This is a genomic window from Pseudomonas sp. HC1(2025) (assembly GCF_058742075.1).
In genome coordinates this window covers 418178-434773 of record NZ_CP196017.1, presented here as the reverse complement: position 1 = coordinate 434773, position 16596 = coordinate 418178, and the positions used below count along the sequence as shown (strand labels likewise).

The 16596-nt window shown below is 61.1% G+C and carries 17 protein-coding genes; 14 read left to right on the top strand and 3 right to left on the bottom strand.

What is annotated here, in order from left to right; translation table 11 throughout:
* Nucleotides 1-190: 190 nt before the first annotated feature.
* The 9 genes from argS to ACSSVH_RS01800 all read left to right on the top strand — a co-directional run bounded on the left by argS (nucleotide 191) and on the right by ACSSVH_RS01800 (nucleotide 10747).
* The gene (gene argS, locus ACSSVH_RS01840; protein WP_169952399.1) at nucleotides 191-1927 is read left to right on the top strand and encodes an arginine--tRNA ligase; all 1737 of its coding nucleotides are present in this window, start codon (nucleotides 191-193) and stop codon (nucleotides 1925-1927) included.
* Between the two features lies 1 nt (nucleotide 1928).
* Nucleotides 1929-2630 (top strand): SPOR domain-containing protein, encoded by a 702-nt coding sequence (locus tag ACSSVH_RS01835; RefSeq protein WP_029296044.1) that lies wholly within the window; start codon nucleotides 1929-1931, stop codon nucleotides 2628-2630.
* A gap of 255 nt (nucleotides 2631-2885) precedes the next feature.
* Complete coding sequence (gene hslV, locus ACSSVH_RS01830; protein ID WP_017738857.1) at nucleotides 2886-3416, top strand: ATP-dependent protease subunit HslV; 531 nt, start codon at nucleotides 2886-2888, stop codon at nucleotides 3414-3416.
* A gap of 38 nt (nucleotides 3417-3454) precedes the next feature.
* Entirely contained in the window at nucleotides 3455-4792 is a 1338-nt protein-coding gene (gene hslU, locus ACSSVH_RS01825) for an ATP-dependent protease ATPase subunit HslU (protein WP_492634002.1), read from the top strand.
* A 162-nt stretch (nucleotides 4793-4954) separates the two neighbouring features.
* On the top strand, nucleotides 4955-5332 hold the full coding sequence (locus tag ACSSVH_RS01820) for a gamma-butyrobetaine hydroxylase family protein (protein ID WP_169952404.1): 378 nt from the start codon (nucleotides 4955-4957) through the stop codon (nucleotides 5330-5332).
* 250 nt (nucleotides 5333-5582) lie between these two features.
* Complete coding sequence (gene phaC / locus ACSSVH_RS01815; protein WP_169952406.1) at nucleotides 5583-7262, top strand: class II poly(R)-hydroxyalkanoic acid synthase; 1680 nt, start codon at nucleotides 5583-5585, stop codon at nucleotides 7260-7262.
* A 194-nt stretch (nucleotides 7263-7456) separates the two neighbouring features.
* Nucleotides 7457-8314, top strand: a complete 858-nt coding sequence (gene phaZ, locus ACSSVH_RS01810) for a poly(3-hydroxyalkanoate) depolymerase (protein ID WP_029296035.1) — start codon at nucleotides 7457-7459, stop codon at nucleotides 8312-8314.
* Between the two features lie 102 nt (nucleotides 8315-8416).
* The gene (gene phaC, locus ACSSVH_RS01805) at nucleotides 8417-10099 is read left to right on the top strand and encodes a class II poly(R)-hydroxyalkanoic acid synthase (protein ID WP_169952408.1); all 1683 of its coding nucleotides are present in this window, start codon (nucleotides 8417-8419) and stop codon (nucleotides 10097-10099) included.
* A gap of 27 nt (nucleotides 10100-10126) precedes the next feature.
* Complete coding sequence (locus tag ACSSVH_RS01800; RefSeq protein ID WP_432754928.1) at nucleotides 10127-10747, top strand: TetR/AcrR family transcriptional regulator; 621 nt, start codon at nucleotides 10127-10129, stop codon at nucleotides 10745-10747.
* An 82-nt stretch (nucleotides 10748-10829) separates the two neighbouring features.
* Here the strand turns inward: ACSSVH_RS01800 and ACSSVH_RS01795 are convergent, their stop codons facing one another.
* The 3 genes from ACSSVH_RS01795 to ACSSVH_RS01785 form a co-directional block, all read right to left on the bottom strand.
* On the bottom strand, nucleotides 10830-11804 hold the full coding sequence (locus tag ACSSVH_RS01795) for a phasin family protein (RefSeq protein ID WP_492634001.1): 975 nt from the start codon (nucleotides 11802-11804) through the stop codon (nucleotides 10830-10832).
* Nucleotides 11805-11815: 11 nt separating this feature from the next.
* A complete protein-coding gene (locus ACSSVH_RS01790) occupies nucleotides 11816-12238 on the bottom strand; it encodes a phasin family protein (RefSeq protein ID WP_076961706.1) in 423 nt (140 codons plus the stop codon).
* Between the two features lie 138 nt (nucleotides 12239-12376).
* Complete coding sequence (locus ACSSVH_RS01785; RefSeq protein ID WP_032862236.1) at nucleotides 12377-12652, bottom strand: polyhydroxyalkanoic acid system family protein; 276 nt, start codon at nucleotides 12650-12652, stop codon at nucleotides 12377-12379.
* Nucleotides 12653-12807: 155 nt separating this feature from the next.
* Here ACSSVH_RS01785 and ubiE point away from each other — a divergent pair, with 155 nt between their 5' ends.
* The 5 genes from ubiE (at nucleotide 12808) to ACSSVH_RS01760 (ending at nucleotide 16594) form a co-directional block, all read left to right on the top strand.
* On the top strand, nucleotides 12808-13578 hold the full coding sequence (ubiE, locus tag ACSSVH_RS01780) for a bifunctional demethylmenaquinone methyltransferase/2-methoxy-6-polyprenyl-1,4-benzoquinol methylase UbiE (protein ID WP_003209306.1): 771 nt from the start codon (nucleotides 12808-12810) through the stop codon (nucleotides 13576-13578).
* The gene (locus ACSSVH_RS01775) at nucleotides 13578-14201 is read left to right on the top strand and encodes a ubiquinone biosynthesis accessory factor UbiJ (RefSeq protein ID WP_492634000.1); all 624 of its coding nucleotides are present in this window, start codon (nucleotides 13578-13580) and stop codon (nucleotides 14199-14201) included. Before ubiE ends, ACSSVH_RS01775 begins: the two co-directional genes overlap by 1 nt.
* A complete protein-coding gene (ubiB, locus tag ACSSVH_RS01770) occupies nucleotides 14198-15802 on the top strand; it encodes a ubiquinone biosynthesis regulatory protein kinase UbiB (protein ID WP_169952416.1) in 1605 nt (534 codons plus the stop codon). Before ACSSVH_RS01775 ends, ubiB begins: the two co-directional genes overlap by 4 nt.
* Before the next feature lie 64 nt (nucleotides 15803-15866).
* A complete protein-coding gene (gene hisI / locus ACSSVH_RS01765; RefSeq protein WP_169952418.1) occupies nucleotides 15867-16259 on the top strand; it encodes a phosphoribosyl-AMP cyclohydrolase in 393 nt (130 codons plus the stop codon).
* A 2-nt stretch (nucleotides 16260-16261) separates the two neighbouring features.
* Complete coding sequence (locus tag ACSSVH_RS01760) at nucleotides 16262-16594, top strand: phosphoribosyl-ATP diphosphatase (protein ID WP_029295998.1); 333 nt, start codon at nucleotides 16262-16264, stop codon at nucleotides 16592-16594.
* The last annotated feature ends 2 nt before the right edge of the window (nucleotides 16595-16596 follow it).

The window sequence follows — 16596 nt, the reverse complement described above, 5'->3', positions numbered from 1 at the left end:
TCGCAGGCAGGCCAGCTCCCACATTTGACGGTATTCACACATCAAAAGGTGGGAACGGGCTTGCCCGCGATGAGGCCCGCAGGTCCAGTAACGGACCTTGAAGGTTGGCAAGCCCGCCCGCGCACCGGATAATGTCCAGTTTTTCCACCTGCGCATCGCGCACCGCCGCTTGCGGTCGAAAGAGAACACCATGAAAGACACAATTCGCCAGTTGATCCAACAAGCCCTCACCCAACTCGTCAACGAAGGTGTGTTGCCTGAAGGCCTGACGCCGGCGATCCAGGTGGAAAACTCTCGAGACAAGACCCACGGCGACTTCGCCAGCAACATCGCAATGATGCTGGCCAAGCCTGCGGGCATGAAACCGCGCGACCTCGCGGAAAAAATCATTGCCGCACTGCCGGCCGACCCACAGGTCAGCAAGGCCGAAATCGCCGGCCCAGGCTTTATCAATATTTTCCAGAACACCCAGGCCCTGGCTTCACGCCTGGACGCCGCCCTGGCCGACGCCAAGATCGGCGTGCGCAAGGCCGGCCCCCTGCAGCGCGTGGCCATCGACCTGTCGGCCCCCAACCTGGCCAAGGAAATGCACGTCGGCCACCTGCGTTCGACCATCATTGGCGACGGCGTGGCGCGGGTCCTGGAGTTTCTTGGCGACACCGTGATCCGCCAGAACCACGTGGGCGACTGGGGCACCCAGTTCGGCATGCTGATGGCGTACCTGCAAGAGAACCCCATCACCAGCAACGAGCTGTCGGACCTGGAAAACTTCTACCGCGCCGCCAAGAAGCGCTTTGACGAATCCGAAGAGTTCGCCAACCGCGCCCGTGGCCTGGTGGTCAAGCTGCAGGCCGGCGACCCGGAATGCCTGGAGCTGTGGGCACGTTTCCGCGATATTTCCCTGTCCCACTGCCAGAAAATCTACGAACTGCTGAACGTCAAGCTGACCATGGCCGACGTGATGGGCGAAAGTGCCTACAACGACGACCTGATCAATGTGGTCAACGACCTCAAGGCCAAGGGCCTGCTGGTCGAGAGCAACGGCGCCCAATGTGTGTTCCTCGACGAATTCAAGACCGCCGACGGCGAGCCGCTGCCGGTGATCATCGTCAAGGCCGACGGCGGCTATCTGTACGCCACCACCGACCTGGCGGCCGTGCGCTACCGCAGCGGTGTGCTCAAGGCCGACCGTGCGCTGTATTTCGTCGACCAGCGCCAGGCCCTGCACTTCCAGCAAGTGTTCGAAGTGGCGCGCCGCGCCGGTTTCGTCACCCACCCGATGCACATGGAACACATGGGCTTTGGCACCATGAACGGCGCCGATGGCCGCCCGTTCAAGACCCGCGACGGCGGCACCGTGAAGCTGATCGACCTGCTGAACGAAGCCCAGGAGCGTGCCTACAACCTGGTGAAGGAAAAGAACCCGGAACTGGCGGAAGCCGAGCTGCGCAATATCGCGCGGGTAGTGGGTATCGGCGCGGTGAAATACGCCGACCTGTCCAAGCATCGCACCAGCGACTACAGCTTCAACTTCGAGCTGATGCTCAACTTCGAAGGCAACACCGCGCCGTACCTGCTGTATGCCTACACCCGTGTGGCGGGCGTGTTCCGCAAGCTGGGCAAGGATTTCAGCGAAGTCGACGGCCAGATCATCCTGCAAGCGCCGCAAGAGCACGACCTGGCCGCCAAGCTGGCGCAGTTCGGCGAAGTGCTCAACAGCGTGGGCGAGAAAGGTACGCCGCACATTTTGTGCACCTACCTGTATGAAGTCGCCGGGTTGTTCTCCAGCTTCTACGAGAACTGCCCGATCCTGAGCGCCGACGACGAAACGCAAAAGCAAAGCCGCCTGCGCCTCGCCGCACTGGCTGGACGGACCCTCAAGCAAGGCCTGGAACTGTTGGGCCTGGAAACTCTGGAGCGTATGTAAGTTGGCAGCCAAGAAAAAACCTGCACCCAAGCGCGGCGCCAGCCGCTACCAGGCACCGGCCAAACAACCGATCCCGGGCTGGATGTGGCTGGCCATCGGCCTGTCGGTCGGTGCGTTTATCGTGTTCCTGATGAAACTGGAGCCGGGCCAGGGCGAAGACGTCAAGCGGGTCAAGCAGGAGCAGCAGAAGGCCAGCAAGATCGCCGAAGCGAACAAGACACCGCCGAGCCCAACCGCGCCTGTGAAGCCGAAATACGACTTCTATACGCTGCTGCCGGAATCGGAAGTGATCGTGCCGCAAGACGCCGTGCCGGAGAAAACCCTGCCGACGCCGCAAGTGCCGACCACCCCGGTAACCCCGGCGGAAGCAGCCAAGATCGACACCGCACGAGCCCAGGCGGCGTTAGCCGGGATTACCCCGCCGCCGGCACCACCGGTTGCCACTACCAAGGCGGCGCCGGTCACCAAGTTCTTCCTGCAGGCGGGCTCGTTCCCCAAGCAGGCGGATGCGGACCGGGTGCGGGCGCAGATTATCCTGCTCGGGCAGACGGTGACGGTGGAATCCGGGACGGTCAAGGAAGCGACCTGGTATCGCGTGCTGGTGGGGCCGTTCAGCAATCGTGAACAGCTGACCGTGGCCCAGAAGCAGCTGGCGGGTGCGGGCTTTAGCAACCTGTTGTTACAACAACGCCAGAGCCGTTGAGCCACAGGCAACACGGATCAGATGTGGGAGCTGGCTTGCCTGCGATGACGGTGTATCAGTCAATATTTTCAGTGACGGGTGCACCGCGATCGCAGGCAAGCCAGCTCCCACATTGGTTTTATAGTGCTCTTGAGCTTGTGCCGGCCCGCTAGACACCACTCGTCCGCGCACCCTTCCTACGGTTGAAATCTCCCCCGCCACCCCCATATGAGTTCCATCAGGGCATTTTCGCCCCGCAGCGTGGAGACTCTCCCCTTGACCACCATCGTTTCAGTTCGTCGCCACGGCAAAGTCGTCATGGGCGGCGACGGCCAGGTTTCCCTTGGTAATACCGTGATGAAAGGCAACGCCAAAAAAGTGCGCCGCCTGTACCACGGCCAGGTCCTCGCCGGTTTTGCAGGTGCCACCGCTGACGCCTTTACCTTATTCGAACGCTTTGAAGGCCAACTGGAAAAACACCAGGGCCATCTGGTGCGTGCCGCCGTCGAACTGGCCAAGGAGTGGCGCACCGATCGTTCCCTCAGCCGCCTCGAAGCCATGCTCGCCGTCGCCAACAAAGACGCCTCCTTGATCATCACCGGCAACGGTGACGTGGTGGAGCCCGAGAACGGCCTGATCGCCATGGGTTCCGGCGGTGGCTATGCCCAGGCCGCAGCCAGCGCCCTGCTGAAAAAAACCGACCTGTCGGCCCGGGAAATCGTCGAGACCGCCCTCGGTATCGCCGGCGATATCTGCGTGTTCACCAACCACAACCTGACCATTGAGGAGCAGGACCTCGCGGAATAAGCCGTCGGCTTGTTCCTGCTTGAGGACCACACACCACTATGTCCATGACTCCCCGCGAAATCGTCCACGAACTCAATCGCCATATCATCGGCCAGGACGATGCCAAGCGCGCCGTTGCCATCGCCCTGCGTAACCGCTGGCGCCGGATGCAACTGCCCGAAGAATTGCGCGTTGAAGTAACCCCCAAGAACATCCTGATGATCGGCCCGACCGGTGTCGGCAAGACCGAGATCGCCCGGCGCCTGTCCAAGCTGGCCAACGCACCGTTCATCAAGGTCGAAGCGACCAAGTTCACCGAAGTCGGCTATGTGGGCCGCGACGTCGAGTCGATCATCCGTGACCTGGCCGACGCCGCCCTGAAACTTTTGCGCGAACAGGAAATGACCAAGGTCAGCCACCGCGCCGAAGACGCCGCCGAAGAACGCATCCTCGACGCCCTGCTGCCACCGGCACGCACGGGCTTCAATGAAGACGCCGCCCCCGCCTCGGATTCCAACACGCGCCAGCTGTTCCGCAAGCGCCTGCGTGAAGGCCAGTTGGACGACAAGGAAATCGAGATCGAAGTCGCCGAAAGCGCCGGCGTCGACATCTCTGCACCGCCCGGCATGGAAGAAATGACCAGCCAGCTGCAAAACCTGTTCGCCAACATGGGCAAGGGCAAGAAGAAAAACCGCAAGCTCAAGGTCAAGGACGCGCTCAAGCTGGTGCGTGACGAAGAAGCCGGGCGCCTGGTCAACGAGGAAGAGCTCAAGGCCAAGGCCCTGGAAGCGGTCGAGCAGCACGGCATCGTGTTTATCGACGAGATCGACAAGGTGGCCAAGCGCGGCAATTCCGGTGGCGTCGATGTATCCCGCGAAGGCGTGCAGCGCGACCTGCTGCCGCTGATCGAAGGCTGCACGGTCAATACCAAGCTGGGCATGGTCAAGACTGACCACATCCTGTTTATCGCTTCCGGTGCGTTCCACCTGAGCAAGCCCAGCGACCTGGTGCCCGAGCTGCAAGGCCGCCTGCCGATTCGCGTGGAGCTCAAGGCCCTGACGCCGGGCGACTTCGAACGCATCCTCAGCGAACCGCATGCTTCGCTGACCGAGCAATACCGCGAGCTGCTCAAAACCGAAGGCCTGGGGATCGAGTTCCTGCCGGATGGCATCAAGCGCCTGGCGGAAATTGCCTGGCAGGTCAACGAGAAGACCGAGAACATCGGTGCCCGTCGCCTGCACACCCTGCTTGAGCGCCTGCTTGAGGAAGTGTCCTTCAGCGCCGGCGACATGGCGGGCGCGCAGAATGGCGTAGCAATCAGGATCGACGCCGACTACGTCAACAGCCACCTGGGCGAATTGGCGCAGAACGAAGACCTGTCTCGTTATATCCTGTAAGCCTTACGCAGGAACCGCTCTGCTTTAAAGTGGGAGCGGGCTTGCTCGCGAATGCAGTGGGTCAGTTTATGCAACGGTGACTGACCCACCGCATTCGCGAGCAAGCCCGCTCCCACATTTTAAAGCCGGTTCCTTCAGGATCATCTCTGAGCGGTTCCCCAAATGACCAAACTGCCTACCGCCATCAACCTGCACAAAGCCTCCAAGACCCTCTCGCTGACCTACGGCCCCGACGAGGTCTATCACCTGAGCGCCGAACTGCTGCGGGTCCACTCGCCTTCCGCCGAGGTCCAGGGCCACGGCAAACCGATCCTGCAATTTGGCAAGCTGAATGTCGGCCTGACCAAGATCGAACCTGCCGGGCAGTACGCACTGAAATTGACCTTCGACGACGGCCATGACAGCGGACTGTTCACTTGGGACTACCTCTACCAACTCGCCGTACGTCAGGACGAGCTGTGGGCCGATTATCTTGCCGAGCTCAAGGCGGCCGGAAAAACCCGCGACCCGAGCCAGTCCGTCGTCAAGCTGATGCTCTAACTCAAGCCTCTTGCTCATTAGTGGGCATTTTCTAATTTCATCTGCTTGAATGCCCCTCCGTGTGGCCAAAGATTGGCCCGCTTGCGAAAAAAATTAAACTCGGGTAACCAATGGAATTGGCAAGTTCCCTGCATTTGACGATGCGGTATTTACGGTCACCCGAGCAGCAGTACCAGGCTTGTGTTGTGCCTCGATAATTGGGAGCACAGCGGTACCCGGTACTCGTCTTTCGGACAATGGAGCGTCGTAGATGAGTAACAAGAATAACGATGACTTGAAACGCCAGGCCTCGGAAAACACCCTGGGGCTCAACCCGATCATCGCATTACGGAAAAAGGATTTACTGGCTTCTGCGCGCATGGTGCTGACCCAGGCCATCAAGCAACCGCTGCACAGCGTCAAGCACGTCGCCCACTTTGGCGTCGAATTGAAGAATGTGGTGTTCGGCAAGTCCGAGCTTGCCCCCGAGAGCGATGACCGTCGCTTCAATGACCCGGCGTGGAGCCAGAACCCGCTCTACAAACGCTACCTGCAAACCTATCTGGCGTGGCGCAAGGAGCTGCACGACTGGATCGGCGACAGCAACCTGTCGGAGCAGGACATCAGCCGCGGCCACTTCGTCATCAACCTGATGACCGAGGCCATGGCACCGACCAACAGCGCCGCTAACCCGGCCGCCGTCAAACGCTTCTTTGAAACCGGTGGCAAGAGCCTGCTCGATGGCCTCTCGCACCTGGCCAAGGACCTGGTGCACAACGGCGGCATGCCGAGCCAGGTGAACATGGGCGCCTTTGAAGTGGGCAAGAGCCTGGGCACCAGCGAAGGCGCGGTGGTGTTTCGCAATGACGTGCTGGAGCTGATCCAGTACAAGCCGATCACCGAACAGGTGTACGAGCGCCCGCTGCTGGTGGTGCCGCCGCAGATCAACAAGTTTTATGTGTTCGACCTGAGCCCGGACAAGAGCCTGGCGCGTTTCTGCCTGCGCAATAACCAGCAAACCTTTATCGTCAGTTGGCGCAATCCCACCAAGGCCCAGCGCGAATGGGGCCTGTCGACCTATATCGAAGCGCTGAAAGAGGCGGTCGATGTGGTCACGGCGATTACCGGCAGCAAGGACATCAACATGCTCGGCGCCTGTTCGGGTGGCATCACCTGCACCGCGCTGCTGGGCCACTACGCGGCGCTGGGCGAGAAGAAGGTCAACGCCCTGACCTTGCTGGTGAGCGTGCTGGACACCACCCTCGACACCCAGGTGGCCCTGTTCGTCGACGAACAGACCCTGGAAGCGGCCAAGCGCCATTCGTATCAGGCCGGCGTGCTGGAAGGCCGGGACATGGCCAAGGTATTTGCCTGGATGCGCCCCAATGACCTGATCTGGAACTACTGGGTCAACAACTACCTGCTGGGCAATGAGCCGCCGGTGTTCGACATCCTGTTCTGGAACAACGACACCACGCGCCTGCCGGCAGCCTTCCACGGCGACCTGATCGAACTGTTCAAAAACAACCCGCTGGTGCGGGCCAACGCCCTGGAAGTGTGCGGCACCCCGATTGACCTCAAGCAGGTGACAGCCGACATCTACTCGCTGGCGGGCACCAACGACCACATCACGCCGTGGCAGTCCTGCTACAAGTCGGCGCAGTTGTTTGGCGGCAAGGTCGAGTTCGTGCTGTCCAGCAGCGGGCATATCCAGAGCATCCTCAACCCGCCCGGCAACCCCAAGGCGCGCTACCAGACCAGCGAGAGCATGGGCGAGAAGGCATTGGACTGGCAGGAAAATGCCACCAAGCATACCGACTCGTGGTGGCTGCACTGGCAGGGCTGGGTGGGTGAGCGTTCAGGCAAGCTCAAGAAGTCCCCTACGATTTTGGGTAACAAGACCTACGCAGCAGCAGAGGCTGCGCCAGGCACATACGTTCACGAGCGCTAAGGCCACACTTTTGTGTGATTGCAATGAGATCAAATGTGGGAACTCGGTCAGGGTGGGAGCGGGCTTGCTCGCGATGCAGGCAACACGGTGTATCTGTCAGGCCGAGTTGATGCCATCGCGGGCAAGCCCGCTCCCACACACACCTGCTCCCGCATGGGCCGCATTCCAGCAGTAACACTTCACAGGGCTTGAGCATGCCGCAACCGTTCATCTTCCGTACCATCGACCTGGATGGCCAGACCATCCGCACGGCGGTACGACCGGGCAAGTCTCACTTGACGCCATTGCTGATTTTCAACGGCATCGGCGCCAACCTTGAGCTGGTGTTTCCGTTCGTCCAGGCTCTTGACCCGGACCTGGAAGTGATTGCCTTCGACGTACCCGGCGTCGGCGGGTCGTCGACACCCAGCCGCCCCTATCGTTTTCCCGGCCTGGCCAAACTCACCGCGCGCATGCTCGATTACCTGGACTATGGCCAGGTCAATGCCGTGGGGGTTTCCTGGGGCGGCGCCCTCGCGCAGCAGTTTGCCTACGACTACCCGGAACGCTGCAAAAAGCTGATCCTCGCCGCCACCGCCGCCGGCGCCTTTATGGTACCCGGCAAGCCGAAAGTGCTATGGCTGATGGCCAGCCCGCGGCGCTACATCCAACCGTCCCATGTGGTGCGTATCGCACCGATGATTTATGGCGGCTCGTTCCGCCGCGACTCGAAACTGGCCGCCGAACACGCGAGCAAGGTGCGCTCGGCCGGCAAGCTGGGCTACTACTGGCAACTGTTTGCGGGCCTGGGCTGGACCAGCATTCACTGGCTGCACAAGATCAAGCAACCGACCCTGGTACTGGCCGGCGACGACGACCCGCTGATCCCGCTGGTCAACATGCGCATGCTGGCCTGGCGCATTCCCAATGCCCAACTGCACATCATCGACGATGGCCATCTGTTCCTGATCACCCGGGCCGAAGCCGTGGCACCGATCATCATGAAGTTTCTCCAGGAGGAACGCCTGCGTGCGGTGATCCATCCGCAGCCGGCGCCTTATAGCAACACCTGAGCGGTATCGGGTCAGGACGACCCCTACGCGCAACTTGGCCAGAACCGACTATGGTTCTGAATTGGCGTGCTTGTTGGCGAATTGACGAAGGAGTGTTGACCCATGCGTGACCGACCCGTAAACGTCCCGGCGCCTACACCCGCCGCGTTCATCAATGCACAAAGTGCGATCACCGGGCTGCGCGGCCGGGATCTGCTGTCGACCCTGCGCAGTGTCGCCGCCCATGGCTTGCGCAACCCGCTGCACAGCGCGCGGCATGCGTTGGCATTGGGTGGGCAATTGGGCCGGGTACTACTGGGTGAAACCGTGCACGAACCCAACCCCCACGACAGCCGCTTCGCCGACCCCACCTGGACCCTCAACCCCCTGTACCGGCGCAGCCTGCAAGCTTATTTGAGCTGGCAGAAACAGACCCGGCATTGGATCGACGACAGCAGCCTGAGCGAAGACGACCGCGCGCGGGCGCATTTTGCCTTCTCGTTGCTCAACGATGCGGTGTCGCCGTCCAACACCCTGCTCAACCCGCTGGCGATCAAGGAGTTGCTCAACTCCGGCGGCAACAGCGTGGTGCGTGGCATGAGCAACCTGTTCGATGACTTGCTGCACAACAACGGCCTGCCGCGCCAGGTCACCAAGCAGGCTTTCGAGGTCGGCAAGACGGTGGCCACCACGCCTGGCTCGGTGGTGTTTCGCAATGAACTGCTGGAGCTGATCCAGTACAAGCCCATGAGCGAAAAACAGTACGCCAAGCCGCTGCTGGTGGTGCCGCCGCAAATCAACAAGTACTACATTTTCGATTTGAGCCCAGCCAACAGCTTCGTGCAGTACGCCCTGAAAAACGGCCTGCAGGTGTTTATGGTCAGTTGGCGCAACCCGGACGTGCGCCATCGCGAGTGGGGCCTGTCGACCTACGTGGCTGCCCTGGAAGAAGCCCTGAACATCTGCCGGGCGATCAGCGGCGCCCGTGAAGTGAACCTGATGGGCGCCTGCGCCGGGGGCCTGACCATCGCCGCCCTGCAAGGCCATCTGCAAGCCAAGCGCCAACAACGGCGGGTCGCCAGTGCCACCTACCTGGTAAGCCTGCTGGACAGCCAGATCGACAGCCCCGCCATGCTGTTTGCCGACGAACAGACCCTGGAAGCGGCCAAGCGCCGCTCCTATCAACAGGGCGTGCTGGATGGCCGCGACATGGCCAAGGTCTTCGCCTGGATGCGCCCCAACGATCTGATTTGGAATTACTGGATCAACAACTACCTGCTCGGCAAGGAGCCACCGGCGTTCGACATCCTGTACTGGAACAACGACAACACCCGCCTGCCGGCAGCCTTGCACGGCGATCTGCTGGATTTTTTCAAGCACAACCCACTGAGCCACCCCGGTGGCCTGGAAGTCTGCGGCACGCCCATCGACTTGCAGAAAGTCACGGTGGACAGCTTTAGCGTGGCAGGGATCAACGATCACATCACGCCCTGGGACGCGGTCTACCGCTCGACCTTGCTGCTGGGCGGCGACAAGCGCTTCGTGCTCTCCAACAGCGGGCATATCCAGAGCATCCTCAACCCGCCGGGCAATCCCAAGGCGAATTTTGTCGAGAACCTCAAGCTGAGCAGCGACCCCCGCGCCTGGTACTACGACGCCAGCCACATCGAGGGCAGTTGGTGGCCGCAGTGGCTTGAGTGGATCCAGCAACGCTCCGGGGTGCAGCGCGAAACCCTGACGGCCCTGGGCAACCAGAACTACCCACCGATGGAAGCGGCGCCGGGCACTTATGTGCGAGTGCGCTGAGCTCAACGATCAGATTAAGAAGACTGGATGAAAACCCGCGACCGGATCCTGGAATGTGCCCTGCAGTTGTTCAACCATAAGGGCGAGCCAAATGTGTCAACCATGGAGGTGGCCAATGAAATGGGGATCAGCCCCGGCAACCTCTATTACCACTTCCATGGCAAGGAGCCCCTGGTACTGGGGCTGTTCGAGCGTTTTCAGGGGGAGTTGGCGCCGCTGCTCGACCCGCCGGCCGATGTGCAGCTGGCACCGGAGGATTACTGGCTGTTCCTGCACTTGATCGTCGAGCGCATGGCGCACTATCGGTTCCTGTTCCAGGACCTGTCGAACCTGGCCGGACGCTTGCCGAAGCTAGCCAAGGGCATTCGCAACCTGCTGACCGCGCTCAAGCGCACCCTGGCTTCGCTGCTGGCGCGGCTCAAGGCCGAGGGGCAGTTGGTCAGCGATACCCAGGCACTGGGGCAGTTGGTGGAGCAGATCACCATGACCCTGCTGTTTTCCCTGGATTACCAACGCATCCTCGATCGCGAGGCCGAGGTGCGGGTGGCGGTGTATCAAGTGATGATGCTGGTGGCGCCGCATCTGTTGATGCCGGCGCGGTTGGCTACCGAGCGTTTTGCACTCAAATACCTGGATGACACCGATTAACAATGTGGGGTGTGCTGTTGCAAGCGCCCAGTAAAAACGCCCGACCTTTGCAGGCCGGGCGCTTTTATTTGTCCCGTGTAAATCAGGACTGACTGGATGGCGTCGGGGTGGCCGGCGTTACAGTCGGGGTCGCTGCGGCGGGCGTCGGCGCGGTGGCCGAGTTGGTCGCAGGTGCCGGGGTTGCAGGCTTGGCCGCTACAGCAGGCTTGGGCGTTGCAGGTTTCTTGGCTACGGCCGGCTTTTTCGCTGCTGGCTTTGCCGCAGGTTTTGCCGCTGCTGGCTTGGCTGCAGGCTTCGCGGCGGCCGGTTTGGCAGCGGGTTTTGCTGCCACTGGCTTGGCAGCCGGCTTGGCCGCAGCCGGCTTGGCCGCAGCCGTTTTTGCCACAGGCTTGGCAGCAGGTTTCGCTGCCGGCTTGGCCGCTGGTTTTGCAGCAGCTTTAGCCGCTACTGGCTTCTTGGCAGCAGGCTTGGCGGCAGGTTTGGCTGCTGCCGTTTTCGCCGCTGGCTTGGCTGCAGGTTTAGCGGCTGGCTTGGCCGCGGCCTTGACCAGTGGCTTGGCCGCGGTTTTCGCCGCAGGTTTGGCCGCAGCCGTTTTCGCGGCCGGCTTGGCAGCAGGCTTGGCCGCTGCTTTGACGGGAGCGACTTTAGCACCGGTCAGCTTTTCGATTTGCTTGGTCAGGGTATCGACCTTGCTGTGCAGCGCCTTCACTTCATTGCGGCTCGGCACGCCCAGGCGCGAAATAGCACTGTTCAGGCGCTTGTCGAGTGCACCTTCAAGTTCGCCCCAAGTACCCAGTACCTGCTTTTTCGCATCACTGATACGGGACTTGGCCGAACTCGCGCTCGCCTTGGCCGCATCTACTTGTTTACCGACTGTGCTCTTGGTCAACTTCTCGGCCTTCTCGCCGTCTTTAACCAAAGTCTCGAAGAGTTTGCTGCCGTCACTGTCGATCTTCGAGTACACGCCTAAACCAGCCAGCCAGATCTTGCGGGAGTATTCTTCAACTTTCCCGACCCAAGAGCTGCCTTCTTTCTGAGTAGTCTTTTTAACAGCCATCCGATGTCTCCTTAGTGTTTACGCGCGACACGTTCGAGCAATGCCGTTAGCTCATCGAGCTTAGCAGAGAGTGTCTCCACGTCATGTTTAGACGCAATGCCGATTCGATTCAAGGCACTTGCAACACGCGCGTCAAAAGCCTTCTCGACTTTATCCAGTTGCACTTCCACGCGACCTTTGACGCTGGAGACATTGCTCTTAACGTAATCAATCTGACTGTTGGCAGCATCAAGTTGTTCATTCACAACTTTTTTGCCTTTGCTTTCAACATGTTGACCGGTCTTAACGAGCTCCTTGAAGTACTCGCTGCCTTCGCTGCCGACCTTCGCGTAAGCCCCCAAACCCGCCAGCCAGATCTTGCGAGCATAGGTTTTAACGTCGCTCAGAGCGCTGATTTGGGTGTCGATTTTTTTCTTCAAAATAACTTTGGCCATGGTGCACCTCACGCATAAAAGGGTGGAGGAACTGCCCACAGGAGTTGAGGGCTGAGTACAAAGTAGGGAGAAAAATTAGAATCGGCACCCTAAGAACAGCACAATGAGCCTCCAGCCAATGCGGCGCGCAGTCGCAGATCAGGCCAGGGCTTTATCCAGGGCCTTCTCGATTTCGGACTTGATGGTGCCACTCATGGCCGACATCAACAGGCCCAGTTCCACTTCAATCCTTAACGAATCCTCGGCCACTTTCAGCGTGCCTTTGACGCCGGAACGCTTGAGGTTCAACGTGTCGCCAGACCAAGATGGCTCCAGGCCATATTGTTCCTTGAGTTTATGCGCCAACTTCTCGGCTTTCGCCCTGGCAGCTTCCTTACCCAGTGCGTGGGCACGTTCAATCTGTATGCGGGCCATTTGAATGACTCCTCGTTATAAAGACGTATTGAGCACCCTGCTCACCCGCCATGCGGCAAAAGGTCTCGGCGGCCACCTATCTTACCTTCAGCCTTGCCAAGACAAAGCATGCCTTGGGGATTAGAATGCCCCCATTCTCTTTTGGTGACAGCGATATGACTGATCAGCGCAAAGGCAGCGATGCCGAACCCACCACTCACTTCGGCTTCAAGAACGTCCCGGAAAGCCAGAAAGCGGAAAAAGTCGCTGAAGTGTTCCACTCCGTGGCCGCCAAGTACGACCTGATGAACGACGTGCTGTCGGGCGGCATGCACCGCCTGTGGAAACGTTTCACCATCGAGTTGTCCGGCGTGCGCACCGGCAACCGCGTGCTGGACATCGCCGGTGGCACCGGCGACCTGGCCGCCAAGTTCTCCAAGCTCGTTGGCCCCACCGGCCAGGTGGTATTGGCCGACATCAACGGCTCGATGCTCAAGGTGGGCCGCGATCGCCTACTGGACAAGGGCGTGGCCGGCAATATCGAGTTCGTCCAGGCCGACGCTGAAAAGCTGCCGTTCCCCGACAACCATTTCGACTGCGTGACCATCGCCTTCGGCCTGCGCAACGTGACCCACAAGGAAGACGCCCTGCGCTCGATGCTGCGGGTGCTCAAGCCCGGTGGTCGCCTGCTGGTGCTGGAGTTCTCCAAGCCGACCAACGCGCTGATGTCCAAGGTCTACGACACCTACTCGTTCGCCTTCATGCCGTTGATGGGCAAGCTGATCACCAATGATGCCGAGAGCTATCGCTACCTGGCCGAGTCGATCCGCATGCACCCCAACCAGGAAACCCTGAAGTCGATGATGGTCGAGGCCGGCTTCGACCGCGTGACCTATCACAACATGACCTCCGGTATCGTCGCCCTGCATCGCGGCATCAAGCCCTGATGTTGTTCACGGGCCTTCTCGCCAGTGTCGAACACGGCCTCAACCGTGTCCTACGCCTGGACAGCACCGCCCTGGCACGGCTGGCGCACCTGAACGGCAAGATCATTGCCGTCGATTGCACCAGCCCGGCCTTGCAGCTGTTTATCCTGCCCAGCGATGAAGGCCTGATGCTCGCCGCGCACTGGGCCGCCGATGCCGACTGCACCCTGCGTGCACCGGCGGCGAGCCTGCTGCGCCTGGCCTTGAGCCGTGACAAGACCGCGATCCTGCACGGCCCCGAGGTGACCCTTGAAGGCGACAGCGCGGTGCTGATGGACCTCGCCGCCGTGCTGCAAGACCTGGAGCTGGACTGGGAATACGAGCTGTCGCGCTGGCTCGGCCCGGTGGCCACCCAGTTGATCAGCGGGCACCTGCGCAGCCGTTCGCGCTGGTACCAGCAGGGTTTCGCCAGTCTCAATCAGAACCTCGCCGAATACCTGAGCGAAGAATCGCGCACCCTCGTCGGACAACGGGAAGCCGAAGCGCGCTTTCGTGAACTCGACCAGGCCAAACTCGACCTGGAACGGCTTGAGGCGCGCTTCGAGCGCCTGAGCCGCTCCCTTGATCCAAGCGATAACGCATGAAGCTGCTCGCCGTCCGCCGTCTGTTCCGAATCCAACGCGTCGTCATTCGCTACCGCCTCGATGACCTGCTGTTCGCCCTGCCGCTGCCGTGGTTGTTGCTGGCAGTGCGCTACGTGCTGCCGTGGCGCTGGTTCCCGCGCAAGACCCTGGACCTGAGCCGTGGCGCACGCCTGCGCCTGGCCTTGCAGGACCTGGGGCCGATCTTCATCAAGTTCGGGCAGATCCTGTCGACCCGTCGCGACCTGCTGCCCGAGGATATCGCCGACGAGCTGATGCTGTTGCAGGACCGCGTGCCGCCGTTCGACTCACAGCAGTCGATGAAGCTGATCGAAGAACAGCTGGGCAAGAAAATCAGCGAAGTGTTCAGCCGTTTCGACGTCGAGCCCCTGGCCTCGGCCTCGGTTGCCCAGGTGCACGCCGCGCAGCTTAAAACCGGCGAAGAGGTGGTGGTCAAGGTGATCCGCCCCGGCCTCAAGCCGATCATCGGCCAGGACCTGGCGTGGCTGTTCATTCTGGCCCGCGCCGCCGAGCGCTTCTCTGCCGATGCGCGCCTGCTGCACCCGGTGGATGTGGTCGCCGACTACGAAAAAACCATCTACGACGAACTCGACCTGTTGCGTGAAGCAGCCAACGCCAGCCAGCTCAAGCGCAACTTCGAAGGCTCGCCACTGCTGTACGTGCCGCAGGTCTATTGGGACTGGTGCCGGCCAAAGGTGCTGGTGATGGAGCGCATCTACGGCGTGCAGGTCACGGACCTGGCGACCCTGGCCGACCAGCGCACCGACATGAAGATGCTCGCCGAGCGTGGTGTGGAGATTTTCTTCACCCAGGTGTTTCGCGACAGCTTCTTCCACGCCGACATGCACCCCGGCAATATCTTCGTCAGCACGGTAAATCCATGGAGCCCGCAGTACATCGCGATCGACTGCGGCATCGTCGGCAGCCTCACCCCCGAGGACCAGGACTACCTGGCGCGCAACCTGTTTGCCTTCTTCAAGCGTGACTACCGGCGCGTGGCGCAATTGCACATCGATTCGGGCTGGGTGCCGGCCGAAACCAAGCTCAATGAGTTCGAGGCAGCAATCCGCACCGTGTGCGAGCCGATCTTCGAAAAACCGTTAAAAGATATTTCATTCGGCCAGGTACTGATGCGCCTGTTCCAGACCGCGCGACGCTTCAATATGGAAGTGCAGCCGCAACTGGTGCTGCTGCAAAAGACCCTGCTCAATATCGAAGGCCTGGGCCGCCAGCTGTACCCGGACCTGGACCTGTGGAACACCGCGCAACCGTTCCTCGAACGCTGGATGCGCGAGCGCGTCAGCCCGAAAACCCTGCTGGGCAACCTGCAAAGCCAGGTCGAGCAGCTACCGCACTTGGCCAACATGACCCGCGACCTGCTCGAGCGCATGTCCCAGCCCCACGCCAAGGACCCGGCGCCGCCGTGGCACCAGCGCAAGGACGACTGGTTCCTGCGCCTGCTGGGCGCGGCGCACCTGGGCGGTGGCGCGGTGCTCGCAGCCGGTGGGCCGTTGAACGAGCTGGGCCATTGGCCGGCCGGGATCATGGTCGCCGTGGGCCTTTATCTGGTCGTGCGTCGATAGGCCGACCGGTTATACACTGTTGCACATTGCCGGGGCGGGTCGCGCACGGCTGTCGGAGTCGAAGATGAAAGACTGGCTGGACGAGATCAAATGGGACAGTGACGGCCTGGTGCCAGCCATTGCCCAGGACCACAAGACCGGGCGCATCCTGATGATGGCCTGGATGAACCGCGAGGCCCTGAGCCTGACTGCCGCCGAGCAGCGTGCCATCTACTGGTCACGTTCCCGTGGCAAACTGTGGCGCAAGGGCGAAGAGTCCGGGCATGTACAAAAGCTGCACGAAATGCGCCTGGACTGCGACGCCGACGTGATCGTGCTGATGGTCGAGCAAGTCGGCGACATCGCCTGTCATACCGGCCGCCACAGCTGCTTCTACCGAGTGTTCGAGAACGGCGCGTGGAAAACCGTCGAGCCGGTGCTCAAAGACCCGCACGCCATTTACTCGGCAGGACATTGAACATGAGCGATACCCTGAACCGTGTGGCCCAGGTGCTGGAGGACCGCAAAGGTGCGGACGCCGACAGCTCCTATGTCGCCAGCCTGTACCACAAGGGCCTGAACAAGATTCTGGAAAAACTCGGCGAAGAATCCGTCGAGACCATCATCGCCGCCAAGGATGCCGAAATCAGCGGCGATTACAGCGATGTCATCTATGAGACCGCTGACTTGTGGTTCCATAGCCTGGTCATGCTCGCCCAACTGGGGCAGCACCCACAGGCCGTGCTGGATGAACTGGACCGTCGCTTCGGCTTGTCCGGGCACGCCGAAAAGGCCTCGCGCCCGTCCGCCTGAAT

Bases quoted from the DNA above. Each gene is read 5' to 3' on its own strand.
- argS (WP_169952399.1), top strand. From the start codon at position 191: ATGAAAGACACAATTCGCCAGTTGATCCAACAAGCCCTCACCCAACTC.
- hslU (WP_492634002.1), top strand. From the start codon at position 3,455: ATGTCCATGACTCCCCGCGAAATCGTCCACGAACTCAATCGCCATATC.
- ACSSVH_RS01820 (WP_169952404.1), top strand. From the start codon at position 4,955: ATGACCAAACTGCCTACCGCCATCAACCTGCACAAAGCCTCCAAGACC.
- phaC (WP_169952406.1), top strand. From the start codon at position 5,583: ATGAGTAACAAGAATAACGATGACTTGAAACGCCAGGCCTCGGAAAAC.
- phaZ (WP_029296035.1), top strand. From the start codon at position 7,457: ATGCCGCAACCGTTCATCTTCCGTACCATCGACCTGGATGGCCAGACC.
- phaC (WP_169952408.1), top strand. From the start codon at position 8,417: ATGCGTGACCGACCCGTAAACGTCCCGGCGCCTACACCCGCCGCGTTC.
- ACSSVH_RS01800 (WP_432754928.1), top strand. From the start codon at position 10,127: ATGAAAACCCGCGACCGGATCCTGGAATGTGCCCTGCAGTTGTTCAAC.
- ACSSVH_RS01795 (WP_492634001.1), bottom strand. From the start codon at position 11,804: ATGGCTGTTAAAAAGACTACTCAGAAAGAAGGCAGCTCTTGGGTCGGG.
- ACSSVH_RS01790 (WP_076961706.1), bottom strand. From the start codon at position 12,238: ATGGCCAAAGTTATTTTGAAGAAAAAAATCGACACCCAAATCAGCGCT.
- ACSSVH_RS01785 (WP_032862236.1), bottom strand. From the start codon at position 12,652: ATGGCCCGCATACAGATTGAACGTGCCCACGCACTGGGTAAGGAAGCT.
- ubiE (WP_003209306.1), top strand. From the start codon at position 12,808: ATGACTGATCAGCGCAAAGGCAGCGATGCCGAACCCACCACTCACTTC.
- ACSSVH_RS01775 (WP_492634000.1), top strand. From the start codon at position 13,578: ATGTTGTTCACGGGCCTTCTCGCCAGTGTCGAACACGGCCTCAACCGT.
- ubiB (WP_169952416.1), top strand. From the start codon at position 14,198: ATGAAGCTGCTCGCCGTCCGCCGTCTGTTCCGAATCCAACGCGTCGTC.
- hisI (WP_169952418.1), top strand. From the start codon at position 15,867: ATGAAAGACTGGCTGGACGAGATCAAATGGGACAGTGACGGCCTGGTG.
- ACSSVH_RS01760 (WP_029295998.1), top strand. From the start codon at position 16,262: ATGAGCGATACCCTGAACCGTGTGGCCCAGGTGCTGGAGGACCGCAAA.